At 71.7% G+C, this 15,940-nt stretch carries 15 protein-coding genes; 5 read left to right on the top strand and 10 right to left on the bottom strand.

Annotated elements, in window-relative coordinates:
• Positions 1–14: 14 nt before the first annotated feature.
• Positions 15–488: a hypothetical protein gene (locus IPZ69_RS06255; RefSeq protein ID WP_235452976.1), complete on the bottom strand. Its 474-nt coding sequence runs from the start codon at positions 486–488 to the stop codon at positions 15–17.
• Between the two features lie 151 nt (positions 489–639).
• Between IPZ69_RS06255 and IPZ69_RS06250 the strand changes: the two genes are divergently transcribed.
• Together IPZ69_RS06250 and IPZ69_RS06245 are read left to right on the top strand one after the other, a co-directional pair.
• Positions 640–1,977, top strand: a complete 1,338-nt coding sequence (locus IPZ69_RS06250; RefSeq protein ID WP_235452975.1) for a hypothetical protein — start codon at positions 640–642, stop codon at positions 1,975–1,977.
• Between the two features lie 96 nt (positions 1,978–2,073).
• Positions 2,074–2,796 (top strand): hypothetical protein, encoded by a 723-nt coding sequence (locus IPZ69_RS06245; RefSeq protein ID WP_235452974.1) that lies wholly within the window; start codon positions 2,074–2,076, stop codon positions 2,794–2,796.
• 11 nt (positions 2,797–2,807) lie between these two features.
• Here the strand turns inward: IPZ69_RS06245 and IPZ69_RS06240 are convergent, their stop codons facing one another.
• Positions 2,808–2,945 carry a hypothetical protein gene (locus IPZ69_RS06240; protein ID WP_235452973.1) on the bottom strand — a complete coding sequence of 46 codons (138 nt, stop codon included), beginning with the start codon at positions 2,943–2,945 and terminating at the stop codon, positions 2,808–2,810.
• Between the two features lie 138 nt (positions 2,946–3,083).
• On the opposite strand from IPZ69_RS06240, the gene IPZ69_RS06235 reads away from it, so the two are divergent.
• Positions 3,084–3,701, top strand: coding sequence for a class I SAM-dependent methyltransferase (locus IPZ69_RS06235; RefSeq protein WP_235452972.1), 618 nt, complete (start codon positions 3,084–3,086; stop codon positions 3,699–3,701).
• Positions 3,702–3,741: 40 nt separating this feature from the next.
• Here IPZ69_RS06235 and IPZ69_RS06230 read toward each other — a convergent pair whose 3' ends face one another.
• Both IPZ69_RS06230 and IPZ69_RS06225 read right to left on the bottom strand, forming a co-directional pair.
• Positions 3,742–4,242, bottom strand: a complete 501-nt coding sequence (locus tag IPZ69_RS06230; protein ID WP_235452971.1) for a DUF402 domain-containing protein — start codon at positions 4,240–4,242, stop codon at positions 3,742–3,744.
• On the bottom strand, positions 4,223–5,152 hold the full coding sequence (locus tag IPZ69_RS06225; protein ID WP_235452970.1) for a GNAT family N-acetyltransferase: 930 nt from the start codon (positions 5,150–5,152) through the stop codon (positions 4,223–4,225). Before IPZ69_RS06225 ends, IPZ69_RS06230 begins: the two co-directional genes overlap by 20 nt.
• Before the next feature lie 71 nt (positions 5,153–5,223).
• On the opposite strand from IPZ69_RS06225, the gene IPZ69_RS06220 reads away from it, so the two are divergent.
• Positions 5,224–5,595 carry a GntR family transcriptional regulator gene (locus IPZ69_RS06220; RefSeq protein ID WP_235452969.1) on the top strand — a complete coding sequence of 124 codons (372 nt, stop codon included), beginning with the start codon at positions 5,224–5,226 and terminating at the stop codon, positions 5,593–5,595.
• Here the strand turns inward: IPZ69_RS06220 and IPZ69_RS06215 are convergent.
• Positions 5,580–6,383: a DUF72 domain-containing protein gene (locus IPZ69_RS06215; protein WP_235452968.1), complete on the bottom strand. Its 804-nt coding sequence runs from the start codon at positions 6,381–6,383 to the stop codon at positions 5,580–5,582. The genes IPZ69_RS06220 and IPZ69_RS06215 overlap by 16 nt on opposite strands.
• Before the next feature lie 47 nt (positions 6,384–6,430).
• Positions 6,431–7,525: a DUF5925 domain-containing protein gene (locus IPZ69_RS06210; RefSeq protein ID WP_235452967.1), complete on the bottom strand. Its 1,095-nt coding sequence runs from the start codon at positions 7,523–7,525 to the stop codon at positions 6,431–6,433.
• 110 nt (positions 7,526–7,635) lie between these two features.
• On the opposite strand from IPZ69_RS06210, the gene IPZ69_RS06205 reads away from it, so the two are divergent.
• Entirely contained in the window at positions 7,636–9,069 is a 1,434-nt protein-coding gene (locus IPZ69_RS06205) for a GH39 family glycosyl hydrolase (RefSeq protein ID WP_235452966.1), read from the top strand.
• A gap of 41 nt (positions 9,070–9,110) precedes the next feature.
• Here the strand turns inward: IPZ69_RS06205 and IPZ69_RS06200 are convergent, their stop codons facing one another.
• Genes IPZ69_RS06200 through IPZ69_RS06185 form a run of 4 tightly spaced genes read right to left on the bottom strand, consistent with a single transcriptional unit; the run spans position 9,111 to position 15,594 of the window.
• Positions 9,111–12,920, bottom strand: coding sequence for a lipopolysaccharide biosynthesis protein (locus tag IPZ69_RS06200; protein WP_235452965.1), 3,810 nt, complete (start codon positions 12,918–12,920; stop codon positions 9,111–9,113).
• Positions 12,913–13,713, bottom strand: a complete 801-nt coding sequence (locus IPZ69_RS06195; protein ID WP_235452964.1) for a polysaccharide deacetylase family protein — start codon at positions 13,711–13,713, stop codon at positions 12,913–12,915. The genes IPZ69_RS06200 and IPZ69_RS06195 overlap by 8 nt, the downstream gene beginning before the upstream one ends.
• Positions 13,706–14,776, bottom strand: coding sequence for a glycosyltransferase family 2 protein (locus tag IPZ69_RS06190; protein WP_235452963.1), 1,071 nt, complete (start codon positions 14,774–14,776; stop codon positions 13,706–13,708). The genes IPZ69_RS06195 and IPZ69_RS06190 overlap by 8 nt, the downstream gene beginning before the upstream one ends.
• Positions 14,773–15,594 carry a glycosyltransferase family 2 protein gene (locus IPZ69_RS06185; protein WP_235452962.1) on the bottom strand — a complete coding sequence of 274 codons (822 nt, stop codon included), beginning with the start codon at positions 15,592–15,594 and terminating at the stop codon, positions 14,773–14,775. Before IPZ69_RS06185 ends, IPZ69_RS06190 begins: the two co-directional genes overlap by 4 nt.
• Positions 15,595–15,940 lie beyond the last annotated feature (346 nt).

Genomic DNA, 15,940 nt, shown 5'->3' with positions numbered 1-15,940 from the left:
CCGTTAAGACAGGGCTAACGGGCCACTGAGGAAAGAGGGAGGTCGGTGGCGGTGGTCAATGCGTGGGCCGCGGTTCTCAGATCGTTCTCCCATCCCGGGAGCTCGTCGGGGGCGATCCATTCGCTGTAGGCCGCCGTGACGGACAGGAACCGTGTCTCCTCCTCGGTGCGGGCCGCGACCGTCATCGACAAGCGGACGGCCACGTCCTTGGGGCCGAGTTCACCGTTCGCGAGACCGAACGCGAGGCTCACGAGGAGGCATCGGCCGGCCGTCTCCTCGTCGGGAAGGGGGACGCCGAGTTCCCGCAGGGCTCGGACGTACAGGTCACGGATCTCGGCCTCGTCGCTCCGGCGCGGCAGGCCGGCCAGTGCGCGCAGGGCGGGGGAATCACGCCCGTCGACGAGCGCATGGGCTGCGAGCATCGGGAGCTCCTCGGTGGGGAGTGCCTCCGCCACGTACTGCCAAGCGCTGTGCCGCAACCGGTCCATCGGCCCATCGTGCGGGCGACGAGGCGTCCTGGCCAGCCGATTGATGTGGTGGCCGCGGCCCGGCGAGTCCCAGTGACACATGTCCACCTCCCTGCGCTCTTCGAACGGGAGGTCGAATTGGCCGCCCCAACTCCGAGGAGGTTTCGTTCACTTGCGTATCCACAAGCGCACCGCCGTCGCGGTGGCAGCGGCACTGGTCGGCTCACTGCCCCTGATCTGGGCGGGTGCGACGACGGCCGCGGCCGAGGAGGCCGGCGTGGCGCTGCCCAGCACCTCGTTCCGGGACATCGTTGTCGGCGGAGTGCACGACCGGGTGTTCGTCAGCGACCCGACCGGCGGCAGCATCGTCGTCACCGACTACGCGGGCACGGTCGTCCAGCAGATCACCGCCGAGGAGGGGGCATCGGGCCTCGTGCTCTCGGCGGATTCCAGCAAGCTGTACGTGGCCCTGTCGACGGCCGGGGCGATCGCCGAGATCGACACCGCCACCCTTACCGAGACCAAGCGCTACCCGACCGGCGCGGACACCTCGCCCCAGAGCCTGGCGATGGCGGGAGGCAAGCTGTGGTTCGGCTACACGGTCGCCGGCAACGGCGGCATCGGCGCGCTCGACGTGGCCTCCGCGGACCCGGCGGCGACGCTCGTGCCGAGCGGCCGGTACTGGTACTACGCCCCGTCCCTGGCTTCGTCCCCCGCCGACCCGAACGTCTTGGTGGCGGGCGAGGAGGGCGTCAGCCCGGCCGGCCTGGCGGTCTACGACACGGCGGCCGGTGGCCTGCAGAAGCGCACCGAGCGCTCCTTCATCTCGTCGCCGTCCGTCTCGTACCTCAACGACTTCGCGGTGACGGCGGACGGCCAGAACATCGTCGTAGCGGCGAACAACCCCTACGACCACCAGATCGTCCGCCTGTCGGACCTGTCGTCGAACGGCTCCTATTCGAGCTGGCAGTTCCCCAACGCGGTGGCCGTGGCGACCGACGGAACGGTGGCGACGGGCGCGGCCGGCGACTTCGTGAAGACCTACCGCCCGGGTACCACCTGGCCGTCGCTGCACGAGTACGCCGTGAACGACCTCCAGCGCGACGGCCTCGCCTGGGCCCCGGACGAGAACCGCCTGTTCGCGATCACGGGCCAGTCCTACGGCAGCGCCCCCACGCTCCACGTCCTCCCGGACGCAGGCAAGTTGGACACCACCCTCAGTCTCCAGGCCCCCGCGGCCTCCCGCAGGGGCAAGGACCTGACCATCACCGGCCGGTTGTCGGCGGAGGAACCCTTCCCGGCGGGCACCACGGTCGACGTGAGCCGCACGGACGCGCAACACCCGACCGGAACTCCGGTCGGCACGTTCCCCGTCTCCACGGCGACGGGCGAGTTCACGTTCACGGAACGCCCGCGCGAGACGGGTGACTTCACCTACACCGCCACGTACAAGGGCGACGGTCGGCGCACGTCCGCGACGACCCGGACGACGGTGACGATCACCAAGTAGCCACCCCGAGCCACGTCAAAGGCCCCGCACCAGCCGGGTACGGGGCCTTTGACTTCATCAACCGTGCCGCTCAGGATGTCTGCCACCCTTGTCTGCGTGGACACCCTCTTGGTAGCGCTGGTCTCGGCGTTGACCTCAGGCATCATCTCGATGGGGCTCGCGTGGCTGACCAGCCGGCAGCAACGGCGGGACGGCAAGCGGGTTCAACGCGAGACCCAGAACACGTCGTACCTCAACCCCCTCAGGTGGCACACCGCTGAAGTGCACCACCGGCTCTCCCTCTTCGCCACCTCCGTCGAGCGGCATGGCTGCTACCGGCCCGCGCAGGTCCTCGGCGAACCGCGGGAGATCGACGGCAAGAGCGCCGCCTGGTTCGCGGGGGCGGGTATCGCGCTGGTCTCCAGCGTGTGGATGACCGCCTGTCTGTTCGCCCAAATGACCCGCGCCCGGCACGACATACCGTTTCTGAGCCTGCCGGGCAAGGACGACACGAGACTGGCCGCGCTGATACTGAAGGTCCACGTGGCTTTCGCCGCCTGTGAGGTCTACTACGCGACACAGTCCAGCATCGGCACCGACGTTCTCCTCGAACCCGAGGGGCGACTGCGGAGCTACCGGGAATTCTGCGACCTTCTCGCGGAGCCGGACCGCAGGGTGTGGGCAGACCCCCTCATCTGGTTCCACCTCGCCATCGCCAACGGCCACCGGGGCCCCAACCTCGAGCGTGCCCTGGACGCCCTGCACGAGTTGTCGGTGTTCCTCGACGACAGCCTCGCGGGCGGGGCGTCACTGCGGGCGCGCTGGGATGCCGAGCTCTAGGCGCGCGTCCCTCAGCCGTCCGGCCACCAGGTGCGGGCTATGTCCTTGCGCACCTCGGGGCGGGCCGTGGGGCGGTCGTCGGAATCCTCGCGGATGCGGCGGCCGGTGTCGGTCCTCTTCAGGGGCTTGTGCACGGTGACGCGGCGCATGGCTGCCTCCTTCGGTGTCTACCGGGCTCCGTGATGTCACGGGGTAGACCCTTTCCGGGAGAGTTCCTCATCGGTGCGGGTCTGTCTGTGGTCGCAGTCACGAATCGACTGTCAGTGGTGGGTGTCACTCTGGGGACCATGACGAACGAGAGTGATCGCACGAGCGCGGTGGGTGTCGACTGGGACGCCGAGGCCGTCGCCTTCGACGACGAGCCGGACCACGGACTGCGCGACCCCGAGGTGCGTGCCGCCTGGGCGGCCAGGCTGGAGGAATGGCTGCCGACGCGCCCCGCCGACGTCCTCGACCTCGGCTGCGGCACCGGCAGTCTGTCGCTCCTCGCGGCCGAGCGTGGACACCGGGTCACCGGAGTCGACCTGTCCCCGGCCATGGTGGAACGGGCCCGCGCCAAGCTCGCCGGCCGTGACGCGGCGTTCCTCGTCGGCGACGCGACGGCACCTCCGGTGGGGGAGCAGCGCTACGACGTCGTCCTGGTACGGCACGTGCTGTGGACGCTGCCCGACCCCGCCCGCGTCCTGCGCCACTGGCGAGGACTGTTGCGGCCGGGAGGGCGGCTCGTGCTGGTCGAGGGCGTGTGGGGGACGGTCAGCCCGGTCGGCATACCCGCCGACCGGCTAGTCGCCCTCCTGGAGCCGCTCGGCGTCCACGCGCGCGTGGAGCGGCTGTCCGGCGACGCGCGGCTGTGGGGCAAGGACGTGGCGGACGAGCGGTACGCGGTGCTGGTGACGACGGGGTGAGACCCGCCCTGAGCGGCGGGAACCGCTCGGCGCGAGCCGCTCAGGGCAGCAGGGCCCCGAAACCGTCCGCCCGGGCCAGGGCCTCCAACTCGTCGAGCGCGGCCAGCGCGGCGGCCGCGGCCCGGGGGTCCCGCTCCGCCAGCCCGCTCTCGGCGAACTCGTCCTCGTCCAGGCGCCGTACGTCCGTGCCGTCGGCGGAGCGCCACAGGTCCAGGTCCAGGTCCTCGACGACGAGCTCCGCGCCAAAGAGGGTGGCCGGGCGGGTGATGTCGCAGTACCAGCCCTTGAGGACCCCGTCGGCCGCGCGCACCTCCTTCACGGAGTACCAGCGGTCCCGCCAGTAGTGCTCGGTGAACACGTCACCGGGCTCGAAGCGGACGAAGCCGAAGTCGCGGACGCCCGCGCCCGCCCACGGCGCCCGTACCGAGACCCGCACGCCGTCGTCGCCGAGCAGCTGCGCCGCGTAACGGATCTTCGTACGGCCGCCCTTGACCAGGACGACCTCCACGGGAGCCGCCCGCTCAGCCGAGTTCGCGGACATACCGCACCTCCGTCGCGCACACGTCGTAACCGAACCACTTGTTGATCGCGAGCATCGGCCCGTTGCCGCTGTCGTTGCCCGTGAACCCTTCCGTGTACCCGGCCGCGCGCGCCCGGTGCAGGGAGTCGTTCTTGGCGAGCTTGGCCAGGCCGCGGCCGCGGAAGGCGCGGGCGGTGCCCGTCATCACGGTGCCGTAGCGGGTGCCGCCGTCCGTGCGGGCCACGCTGAAGGCGACGGGACGGCCCTCGGCCACCGCGACCGACGTCAGATCCTGACTGGTCAGCGGATGGTCCCAGCCCTCGTCGAGCCAGGCCTGATAGTCCGTGAACTCGTAGCTGATGTCGCTCGGTTCGTCGCGCATCGCCTCCGCGTCCAGCTCGAACAGGGGGCGCGGATCGTCGGCGAAGTCGGCGCCGGTCCGCAGCTCGACACCCGGCGGGAGCTGCGCGCGCGGGGGCAGGGCGCCGTTCGCGAGGTCCAGGCGGAGGAAGTGCGCGGAGCGGCTCGCGCGGTAGCCGCGGCGCTCGGCGAAGGCGCGGTTGCCGGGCTCGTCCAGGACCCACGCGAACAGCTTCGTCGCCCCGTGCGCGGCCAGATGCTCCTCGGCTGCGCGCACCAGCAGGGCGCCGGCGCCGCGGCCCGTCCGCTCCGGCGTCGTGTACACGTTCAGGTAGCCCTGGCCGGGCCGCGGACTGTCGTGGGCGATGCCGACCTGGGCGGTGGCGATGATCTCGCCGTCCTCCTCCGCCACGAGGGGCCGGAAGTGGGCGTCGGGATGGGCGTGGGCGAGGTCGTAGGCGACGGAGTCGGCGGTCATCAGGAAGTAGGGGAGTGCGAGCTGCCGGACCCGGGCGAAGCCCTCGGCGTCGGCTCGGTGACCTGGACGCAGGTCGCGCACGATGACTGTCATGGGGTCGCACGGTATGCGGGACCCGTGCAGTGCTGCCTCCCATTTTCCGGCGGATACGGGAGAATCGGGCCGTGACCTTGAAGATCCACATCGACGAGAGCGTGCCGCCGTACGAGCAGGTGCGGGCGCAGATTTCCGAGCAGGCCAGGGCAGGAGTGCTGCCGGTGGGGTACCGCCTGCCGACCGTGCGGGGGCTCGCCGAGTCGCTGGGGCTCGCCGTGAACACGGTGGCCAAGGCGTACCGGGCGCTGGAGACGGACGGGGTGATCGAGACGCGGGGGCGCAACGGAACGTTCGTGGCGGCCGCCGGCTCGGCCGCGGAGCGGGAGGCGGCGTCGGCCGCGCAGGCCTACGCGGAGCGGGTGCGGCGGCTGGGGCTGGACGAGGGTGCGGCGCTGGCCGCCGTGCGGGATGCCCTGCGGGCGGCCTACGGGGAGGGGTGAGCCGCGGCGGATCTTCGGTGCCGGTGCGACAGTTCACTCGGAGTGCGGGTGACCGTCAGTCCCGCCCGGGTCGCCGCCCTCCCGAACACCACCGCGTCCTCCACCGCCGCCCCGCCGGGGTCGTTGTTGAAGTAGGTGTGGACGTCGTGGTCGTCGGACCAGGTCGTCGCGATGCGGTCGACCCACGTCTCCAGGGACCGGTGGCCGTAGCGCGGCCACGGCCGGGCGCGGCCCTCGTGGAAGCGGACGTAGCCCCAGTCGGTGGTGCGCCACAGCGGTGTCACCGGGCGGGCCTGCACATCGGCCCAGCACAGGGCGGCGCCGCGGGATTCGAGGATCGTGCGCACCTCGGCCGTCCACCACGAGTCGTGGCGGGGTTCGACCGCGATCCGGGTCCCGGGCGGGAAGCAGGCCAGGCAGGCGTCCAGCAGGTCCGGCGCGACCCGCAGCGTCGGCGGCAGCTGGAGCAGCACCGGTCCGAGCCGGTCGCCCAGGCCGGCCGCGTGCGTCATCATTCGGTCGACCGGTTCCGCCGGGTCCTTCAGCCGCTTGATGTGCGTGAGGTAGCGGCTCGCCTTCACCGCCACCACGAAGCCGGCCGGCACCCGCTCCCGCCACGCCTCGAAGTTCTCCCGCGTCGGCAGCCGGTAGAACGCGTTGTTGAGCTCCACCGTGGCGAAGTGCGCCGCGTACTCCTCCAGCCACAGCCGCACGGGTACGTCGGCGGGGTACAGGACGTCCCGCCAGTCCTTGTACTGCCACCCCGACGTACCGACGTACAGGGTCATACGTCCATCAAAGCACCGGCCGGCCGCACGGGCCCGCCGCGGCCGCGCTACAGGTACAGACCCGCGTCCGCCCCGTCCCGCGCCCCCGGTACCGAGGTCGGTGACGTGCCCCGGCGCAGCGCGTACAGCTCCGCCAGCGTGGCCCCGTCGCGGCCGACGCCCTCCTCGGTGCCGAGCCAGGTCACCGACTCGTTGCGGGTCAGCGGGCCCACCTCGATCCGGGCCAGGCAGCGGCCGGGGCGGACCACGGCGGGGTGCAGACGCTCCAGGTCCTCGTTGGTCGTGACGCCGACCAGGACGTTGCGGCCCTGGCCCAGCAGGCCGTCGGTCAGGTTCAGCAGCCGCGACAGCGCCTGGCCCGCCGTGTGCTTGGCCTCGCCGCGGATCAGTTCGTCGCAGTCCTCCAGCAGGAGCAGCCGCCAGCGGCCCTTGCCCGCCCCGTCGTCCTCGCCGATCGCGATGTCCATCAGATAGCCGACGTCGGAGAACAGCCGCTCGGGGTCGAGGACGCAGTCCACCTGGCACCAGTCACGCCAGGAGCGGGCGAGCGTGCGCAGGGCCGAGGTCTTGCCGGTGCCGGGCGGGCCGTGCAGCAGGAGCAGTCGGCCCGCGATGTCCTCCGGGGTCGTCTTCATCAGGCGGTCCATCGCGTCCGCGACCGGGGCCGTGTAGTTGGGCCGGACCTCGTCCCAGGTGCCCGCGGAGATCTGCCGGGTCGTACGGTGCGGGCCCCGGCGGGGGGACACGTACCAAAAGCCCATCGTCACGTTCTCCGGCTGCGGTTCGGGCTCGTCGGCCGCGCCGTCCGTGGCCTGTTCGAGGACCTTCTTCGCCAGCTCGGCGGTGGTCGCCGTCACCGTGACGTCCGCGCCCCGGTTCCAGCGGGAGACCAGCAGCGTCCAGCCGTCGCCCTCGGCGAGCGTCGCGCTGCGGTCGTCGTCGCGGGCCACGCGCAGCACGCGGGCGCCCTGCGGCAGCAGCGTCGCGCCGGAGCGCACCCGGTCGATGTTGGCCGCGTGCGAGTACGGTTGCTCGCCCGTCGCGAAGCGGCCGAGGAACAGCGCGTCGACGACGTCGGACGGCGAGTCGGAGTCGTCGACGTTGAGCCGGATCGGCAGAGCGTCGTGTGGGTTCGCAGACATGCCGCCATGATCCGGCACCGACGGGCTCGGCGCACTGCATTTCCGCCGCTTGTCCCGGGTGTTCCCAAGCCCTCCCCCCACCGCGAAATTCGCCCTTACTGTTGTCCTCGATGGGACGTCATGGGTGGAATTCGGGGGCGGGGCGGTCGCGGCTCATCGCCCTTCTCGGCGTGGGCATGGCCGCACTGGCCCTGGTGGTGACCCTGATCAACACGCTTCCCGGGAGCGGCGCGAGCACCGCCGGCACCTCCCGCGACGGCGACAAGGTGCACGGCACGCCGGCCACCCCGCCCGGGACGACACGGCCGTACGTGGGCTGGGGATTCACCCACACCCAGTACAGCGCCGACGAGGGCAGCGCGGCCGCCACCGGGCGTGTCGAGCAACTCCTGGCGAAGAACGGCGGGCTGCCGCAGAACCAGCACATCATGGGCTGGGGCGCCGACAACCCCGAACCGGTCGAGGGGCGCTACGACTTCGGCGCGATGGACCGCCGTATCGACTTCATGCGCAGGTCGGGCGCCACCCCGGTGATCACGCTGTGCTGTTCCCCGGACTGGATGAAGGGCGGCAAGGCCGGCGTCGACCACACCGACTGGAGCCAGGCCGCCCTGGAGACCGCCCCGACGCCCGACCACTACCAGGACTTCGCGAACCTCGCCGCGACCGTCGCCAAGCGCTATCCGGACGTACGCCACTTCATCGTCTGGAACGAGTTCAAGGGCTTCTGGAACGACGCCAGGGGCCGCTGGGACTACGAGGGCTACACGACGATGTACAACCTCGTGTACAAGGCGCTGAAGAAGGTGAACAAGGACATCATGGTCGGCGGGCCGTACCTGGTCATGGACAGCGTCGACCCGCGGCAGAAGGAGGACGCGTCGACGACCCTCAAAGGCGCCTGGGGCGCCATGGACCAGCGGGTCCTCGACGCCTTCAAATACTGGAACGCTCACCGGGCGGGCGCCGACTTCGTGGTCGTCGACGGCTCCAGCTACACCAACGACGACGACATGCTGCCCGACGAGTTCGCGGCCACCGACAAGCTCACCGCCGTCGGCGAGTGGGTACGGGGGCAGACGCATGACCTGCCGCTGTGGTGGGCCGAGTACTACGTTGAGCCCGCCGTGCCCGGCGACGGCAACGACGACCGCAAGGGCTGGTCCGAGACCCACCGGCTCGCCGTCCAGGCCACCGGGATGATCGCCATGGTCAGGGGCGGCGCCGACTCCGGCTTCTACTGGAACCCGGAGGAGGAGAAGGGCACCGCCTGCGCCGGCTGCCTGTGGACGCCGACCGACAGCGGCGCCGGCGGCCGGGAACTGCCCATGTACGACCTGGTCGCACGGTTCGGCCGGGCCTTCCCGCCGGGCACGCGGTTCAGAGCCGTGCCCGTCGCCGCGGACGACATGCCCAACGTCCGCGTCCTCGCCACCGACAGGACGGTCCTGGTGGTCAACGTCCTCGACCGGCCGATCAGCGCGCGGGTCGACGGCAAGCGGTTCGACATGCGGGCGTACGAGGTGAAGTGGCTCACCGGGTGAGCCACCCCGGGTGAGCCACCCCGCCCCGTGGGCCGGCGCCCTCACTTCATTGTCAGGAACCGCTGCACCAGCGAGGCGAACACCACCGCCAGCAGGGGCAGCGAGAACCAGAAGCTGCTCTGCAGCCACCGCAGCTGACGCACGCTCGGCCGGGTCGCGACCCGGACCACCTCGCGGGCGGTGAGCAGCAGGATCAGCGCGACGGCCGCCAGAGCGCCGACCACCGACCAGGGCGTCCACGTCACCCGCGGCCCGATCGGACCGGGAGCCGGCTTCGGCACCTCGCCCGCGGGTCGCTTGCGCAGGGCGTACATGGTCACGTCGTCGTTGGCCAGGACCTTCCGCAGCTCCTGCCGGTCGTCCAGGTTCCGCACGAGCCGGTCCGGCCAGGTCGCCGAGTAGCCCACGTCCATCTGCAGATACGTGACCTGACTCTCGTTGATCATCAGATACGAGTTCGGACCCGCGTCCTTGAGCGCCTTGACCAGGCCGGACACCAGCACCGGGTCGGTCGGCGCCAGTGTCGGCACATAGCTGACCCGCTCCATGTCCCGCGCGCCCCACGGCATCGCCGGGGTGACGTTGCTGACCGTGTCGTTGCTCAGCCACAGCAGCCGTACCGTCGGCTTGTCGTGGGCGTACACGTAGTCCATGGCGGCGACCTCGCCGGGCCGGATCCGCTCGAACGGCTCGTTGCCCCAGCGGGCCACCAGGAAGCCGCCCATGAGCAGCAGACCCGCCAGCAGCGCGGCCGGCGGTGCCAGGCTCACCCGGTCCTTCTCGCGCTCCTTCGCGGTGACGCCGGTGCGCGGGAAGAGGGCGAGGCCCGCCAGCAGGGCCGCGCCGGGCAGGGCGAACATGAAGACGCGCAGCGCCATCTCGCCGCCGTACGACTGCATGCCGAAGCCCAGGAACGGGACGAAGGTGAGCACCAGCAGCGACCGTTCGCGGTACTTGTGGTCGCGCCGCCGCCACCAGCCCCAGCAGGCGAAGGTCATCACGCCGCCGGCCAGCAGCACCCGGGTGTACAGCACCAGCTTGTGGGTCGAGCTGCCGCCCTGGATCCGGCCGGAGACGGAGGTGGACACATTGCTGCCGACGCCGCCGACCCCGCCGAAGAGGTCGTCGAAGTGCCCGGACCAGTACGGCTCGGCCATGAACCCGAGCCACACCGCGGCCACCACCCCGAACAGGATCGGCAGTCCGCGCAGCTCCGACCTGCCGATCAGCACCAGCGCCGCGAGCACGCCCAGCATCACGAACGGGGTGAGCTGGTGCGCGGGCACGCTCGCCGCGTACAGGCCGATCAACACCGCCAGCAGCACGGCCCGTTGGCGCCGGTCGGTCGGCTCGACCTCCGCCTCGCCCGGCCGGAACCTCGTCCAGATCACGTGCGGGGCGCGGAACCACACGAGGAGGATCGCCACGAAGGCCAGGTACAGCAGATAGGTGAAGCCCTGCGGGGAGAAGTAGTCCTGGCCGACCCAGCCGCAGAGCGCGAAGATCCAGATGCCGGTCCACCGGGCCCGCCAGCTCGCCCGCATCGAGCGCACGAGCAGGAACAGCGGCGGCAGATAGGCGAGTTGAATGGCCAGCGGCCACCAGCGGATGATCTCGGTGAAGTCCGTGACCCCGCAGGCCCGGGCGACGAAGGCGGCCGCCGCGAAGAAGCCGGGCCAGCTCCAGCGCGCGTCCAGGTCCGGCACGGCGGATCCGGTGCGGTCGATGTAGTCGATGAAGCCCAGATGCTGCCAGGCCGTCGCGAACCGCGGCTCCGTCTCGATGACGGCGGGCAGGGCGTGCAACGACACCACGGTCGCCAGGAGCGTGACCAACAGCAGCGTCCGGTGTTCGCGGCGCAGCCAGAGCAGCGCGGCGAACACCGCGATGAGCAGCGCCGCCCCGACCAGCGTCGGCAGCGGCAGGACCGAGATCAGGCCCAGCCCGCCCATCCGGTCCAGGTCGGACTCGCCGAGCCGCAGGGCCGGCACCCAGTAGAGCAGGAGCGCGGCGATCAGCAGACAGCCGAGGACGACGCCCGCGCGGGTGGGGAGCAGACGCTCCCGCAGGGACCGCGGCGGCGGCTCGGGCACGGCCTCCGCGTCCGGTACGACCGCCTCGCCCGAGGGCTCCTCGGCGTAGTCGTCCGACGCCTCCGGGACGTCGGCCGACCGGTCGAGGGTGAAGGGGGACTCGAACGGCGCGTCCACCTCCGCCGCCCGCGGCGGCGAGGCCTTCGCGGGTCCCGGCGACGCCTGCGGGCCCGGCTCCCTCGCCCGGCCCCGGCCGGGGTCTACCACGGGCGTGCCCGTGGGCGGGGTGCCCGGACCGGGACGCACGTCGGGACGGCGCTCGACGTGGTCGAAGTCGACGTGGATGCCCAGCGCGAGGGTGTCGCTGTCCAGCGCCCAGGCCGGGCCCCGGCGGCGCGGCCGGTCGGCGGCGGGAACCTCGGGCGTCCCCAGGTCGGCGAGGTCCCCGTCCGGCGCCGCCGTCTCCGGCACGACGGGCGGCGCGGCCCGGACCGTCCTCCACAGCCGGGGCGCCGCGATCGCCACGATCACCGCCAGGCTGGAGATCTCGGCGACGCCCGCGCCGGTCAGGCCCATGCGCGGGAGCAGCAGCAGCGTCAGGCCGAGCACCAGCACGCACAGCAGGCCCTGCAGCCAGGCGAGTCCGGCGGTGCGGCTCTGGGCGCGCAGCACGGCGAAGTACGTCTCCATCACGACCCGCAGCAGCGCGCCGACCGCGAACCAGCGCAGCAGCGGCGTCGCCGCGTCCGCGTAGCCCGTGCCGAACACGCCGAGGATCCACGGCGCCCCCGCGAACAGCAGCCCGCAGATCGGCAGCATGATGCGGGCCATCCGGCGCAGCGCGGCACGGGTGTTGGCGGCCAGCCGCGCCGGGTCGTGAGAGCCCTCGACGGTCAGGGACGCGCCCATGTTGATGGCGAGCAGGTTGATCGTGCCGCCGATCGTGGTGGTGATGTAGAAGTACGCGTTCTCCTCGGAGCTGACCTGCGCGGCGATGATGACCGGGACGAGGTAGACCACGGCGAGCGAGAACAGCGAGCCGGTGTAGTCCCCGGCGAGGAACGTGCCGATCTCCTTCAGCGTGGGCGGCTTGGCGCGGTCCTCGGTCGCCTTGACGTGCCGGGGCACCAGACGGCGGAACACCAGCCAGCCGAGCGGCAGCACGGAGGTGCCGATGGCGGCGACCCAGGACACGAAGACACCGGTCGTGGGGATCGCCACGGCGAAGGCGACCAGCAGCCCCAGTTTGACGGCGGAGAACACGGTGTTGCCCACCGGCACCCAGGGCGCGCTGCGCAGCCCGGTCAGCACGCCGTCCTGGAGGGTGAGCAGGTTCCAGGCGACGACGGCCATGACGAACCCGAGGCCGTTGAGCGGGCCGTGCAGGAAGCGGTACGAGGGCCCCCACGCGTCCAGCGTCATCAGGAAGACGCCCGCGCCCAGCGCCACGATCAGCGAACTGCCCGCGTACGTACGGAAGATGAGCCGCCCGGTGCTGCGCCCGGCGACCGGGATGAAGCGGGCCAGGGCGCCGGTCAGGGTCACCGCGGTCAGCCCGGCCAGGAGCTTCATCGCGGCGATCGCGGCGGAGCCCTGGCCGACCGCGGACTCGGAGTAGTAGCGGGCGGCGGCCAGCCAGAAGCCGAGCCCGAGGACGGCGGAGATGCCGGTGTTCAGCATCAGCGCGTAGGCGTTCCGAAAGAGCTGGTTGCCGCCGGGCGACCGGCCCCGTCCGGGCAGGCGCAGACGGCGCCCCGACTGCTCGGGCGCCCGCGCCTCGGGTGCTGCGGCCTCGGTCGTGGTCGTCGTGTCAGACACGGGAACGGATGGCCTTCCGGCGGACCTGGCGTGCTCTGCGGAGGACGGCGTACCCCTTGGTGAGGGCACGGTCCCGGGCGAAGGCGCGGGCGATCGCACGGCCCTCGAGCAGCTGCTCGAACTCCTTGATTCCCGTGCCGCGGCGCACGGTGACGCGCTGCAGGGCGTACGGCCCCTGCCGGCGCCGGGCGAGGCCGTTGCCGACGGCGAGCGCCTGGGCGAACCCGGCGTCCCGCACCGCCCGGCGCACCCGGCGGCTGGAGTAGCCGTAGGGGTACGCGAACGAGGCCGGTGCGGTGCCCAGTTCGTCGGCGACGATCTCCTTGCAGCGGATCAGCTCGGACCGCAGCGTCGCGTCGTCGAGCTGGTCGAGCTGCGGGTGGGTGTGGCTGTGGCCGCCGATCTCGACCCCGCGGCCCGCGAGTTCGCGGACCTGCGGCCAGTCGAGCATGGTGTCCAGGCCGCCCCCGGTGTCGTACGCCCCCTTGATCCAGCCCGTTGAGACGAACAGCGTGGCCGCGAAGCCGTGCCGGGCGAGCACCGGCAGGGCGTGCCGGTGCACGCCCTCGTAGCCGTCGTCGAAGGTGATCAGCACCGGGCGTTCGGGCAGCGGGCCGCCCGAGCGCCAACGCGCCGCGAGCTCGGCGGTGTCGACGGGGGTGAAGCCCAGGTCCCCGATCATCGCCATGTGCTCGGCGAACGCCTCCGGTGTCACGGACAGGGCGCGGGTGGGGTCGTTCGGCGCGGTCGCGACCGAGTGGTACATGAGGATCGGCACGCGGGTGTCACTCATCCCGTCCCCTCTCGATCTCCGCCACCGAGAACGTCGCGCCGCCCCGGCGGGTCCGGACGCTTCCGACCAGGTACCCGCCCGCGGCGGTGAGCACCCCCGCGACGATGGCCCCGGCCCGTCCCGCACCGCCCGGCCGGGCCAGCAGTGCGTCCCGCAGGCCACGAGCGACCCCGGCGGGCAGCACCCGCGTGGCGTACCGGCGTTCGGACTCCAGCCCCTTGTCCGCGCCCACGCTGCGCGCCACCAGGGCCTTCGAGAGGCCCTCGGCGTAGGCGCGGGTGCGGAAGTACCCGAAGTGCTCGCGCGCCTCGGGCACCCGGTGGTGGATGACGGCGCGGTCGTCGATCAGCAGCACGGCGTCCGGCCGGGTACGGGTGAGCCGGATGCACAGCTCCGTCTCCTCGCAGCCCAGCGGGCGTTTGTCGCCGTCGCGGCCGATGCCGGTGGCGAAGCCGCCCGCCAGGTCGAACGCCGTTCGGCGGAAAGAAGCGTTTCCGCCCAGGACATTGCGCACCCGCACCCGGCCGGGCGGCAGCCCCTTGTAGGTGCAGCCGACCACCCAGTCGAACTCCTCGGGAAACCAGTCCGGCCGGCGGCCCGACGCCCAGATCGGCATCGTCCGGCCGCCGACGGCCATCACGCGCGGGTTCGCGTACCCCTCGGCGAAGCGGCGCAGCCAGTCCCTCTCGGCCACGGCGTCGTCGTCGAGGAAGGCGATCACCTCGCCGCGCGAGGCCGCGATGCCGGTGTTGCGGCCGGCGGACAGGCCACGGGGACCGGCGTTGGCGAGCACCCGTACGGCGCCCGGCCCGCCTGCTGCCCCGTGCTCCCCGTTCGGCCCGTTCGCCCCGCTCTCCTCGTTCCCCCCGTGCTTCTCGTACTCCTTGTACTCCTTGTACTCCTTGGCCAGCCGGTCCAGGAGCGCCGGGTTGTGGTCGACGACCAGCAGTGTCTCCAGCGCCGGCCGCGACTGCGCGCGCACCGAGGAGACCGCCGCGAGGATGTCCTCCCAGCGGTCCTCGGTGTACACGCAGATCACGACGGAGATGTCGGGATCTCTCAAGACGCCTCTCCCCGGCCCGCGTTCGGCATCGGCGAGCGGTGCGCCCGGCGGCGCAGCGCCCGCCGGTTGGAGCGCTCCTTGAGGATCACCTTCAGTACCCGCAAGCCGTCCCGGACGGCCCGCAGATTGCTCGTGCCGTGGATGCGCAGATACTCGTGGCTGGGTATCTCCTGCACCTTCAGCCCCGCCTTGACCACCCGGATGTTCATCAGGGTCTCGACCTCGAAGCCGGTGCAGTCGAGTTCGATCCTGTCGAGGCAGTGCCGCCAGAACGCGTTGTATCCGTAGCAGAGATCGGTGTAGCGGGCGCCGAACTTGCGGTTGACGATCGTGCACAGCGCCCAGTTGCCGAGCTTGCGGATGAAGGTCATGTCGTCCGTGCCGCCGCCGTTGGCGAAGCGGGAGCCCTTGGCGAAGTCCGCGCCCGAGACCAGGGCCGAGACGTACGAGACGATCTCGTTGCCGTCGGCCGAGCCGTCCGCGTCGACCATCACGATGATGTCGCCTGAGCACTCCTCGAACCCGCTGATCAGGGCGTCGCCCTTGCCCTTGCCGCGCTGTTCGACGACCTTGACCTTCGGCCACAGCTCCCGGGCCACTTCGACGGTGCCGTCGGTGGAATTGCCGTCCACCAGAACGACCTCGTGTATCCAGTCCGGAAGCGTCTTGAAGACGTACGGGAGATTCTCCGCCTCGTTCATGGCGGGAATCACCACGCTCACCGGCGGCGCGATGGCCAGGTGAGAGGAGATCGGCACGTACTGGGCCGCCATTAACGGATCTTGGCCCGAACTCGGCGGGCGCAGAACGGAACTCATGAGTCTTGTCCCTCTCGTCCGGTGGACCGCCCGCCCCTGGGCGGCCCGGCTATGTGTCCGGTTCGAAAGGGGGGTTCTCACGTGCGGCACGGTGCATGGATCTCCGTGCACGCGGGTGAGCTGGCAAAGCTGGCCGGCCTGCCGAAAAACGGCAGTCGGTCGCGCGGCACGACTCGATGACACCTGCGCTCACCGAGCACGGCACCCCCCTACCGCGCCCCGCGCCGGACCGTCGCGGTCCCTGAGCCCTCCCCTGGAGCCGCGTAGTGACGGACCGATGCGGGTGAGATGTACGACGGTATTGACGATTGAACCTGTATGGCAAGACCTGGAACGAGGCCTCACG

It is taken from the genome of Streptomyces olivochromogenes (genome assembly GCF_021538895.1).
Classification (GTDB): domain Bacteria; phylum Actinomycetota; class Actinomycetes; order Streptomycetales; family Streptomycetaceae; genus Streptomyces; species Streptomyces olivochromogenes_A.
This window is presented reverse-complemented; position numbering and strand designations above follow the sequence as displayed.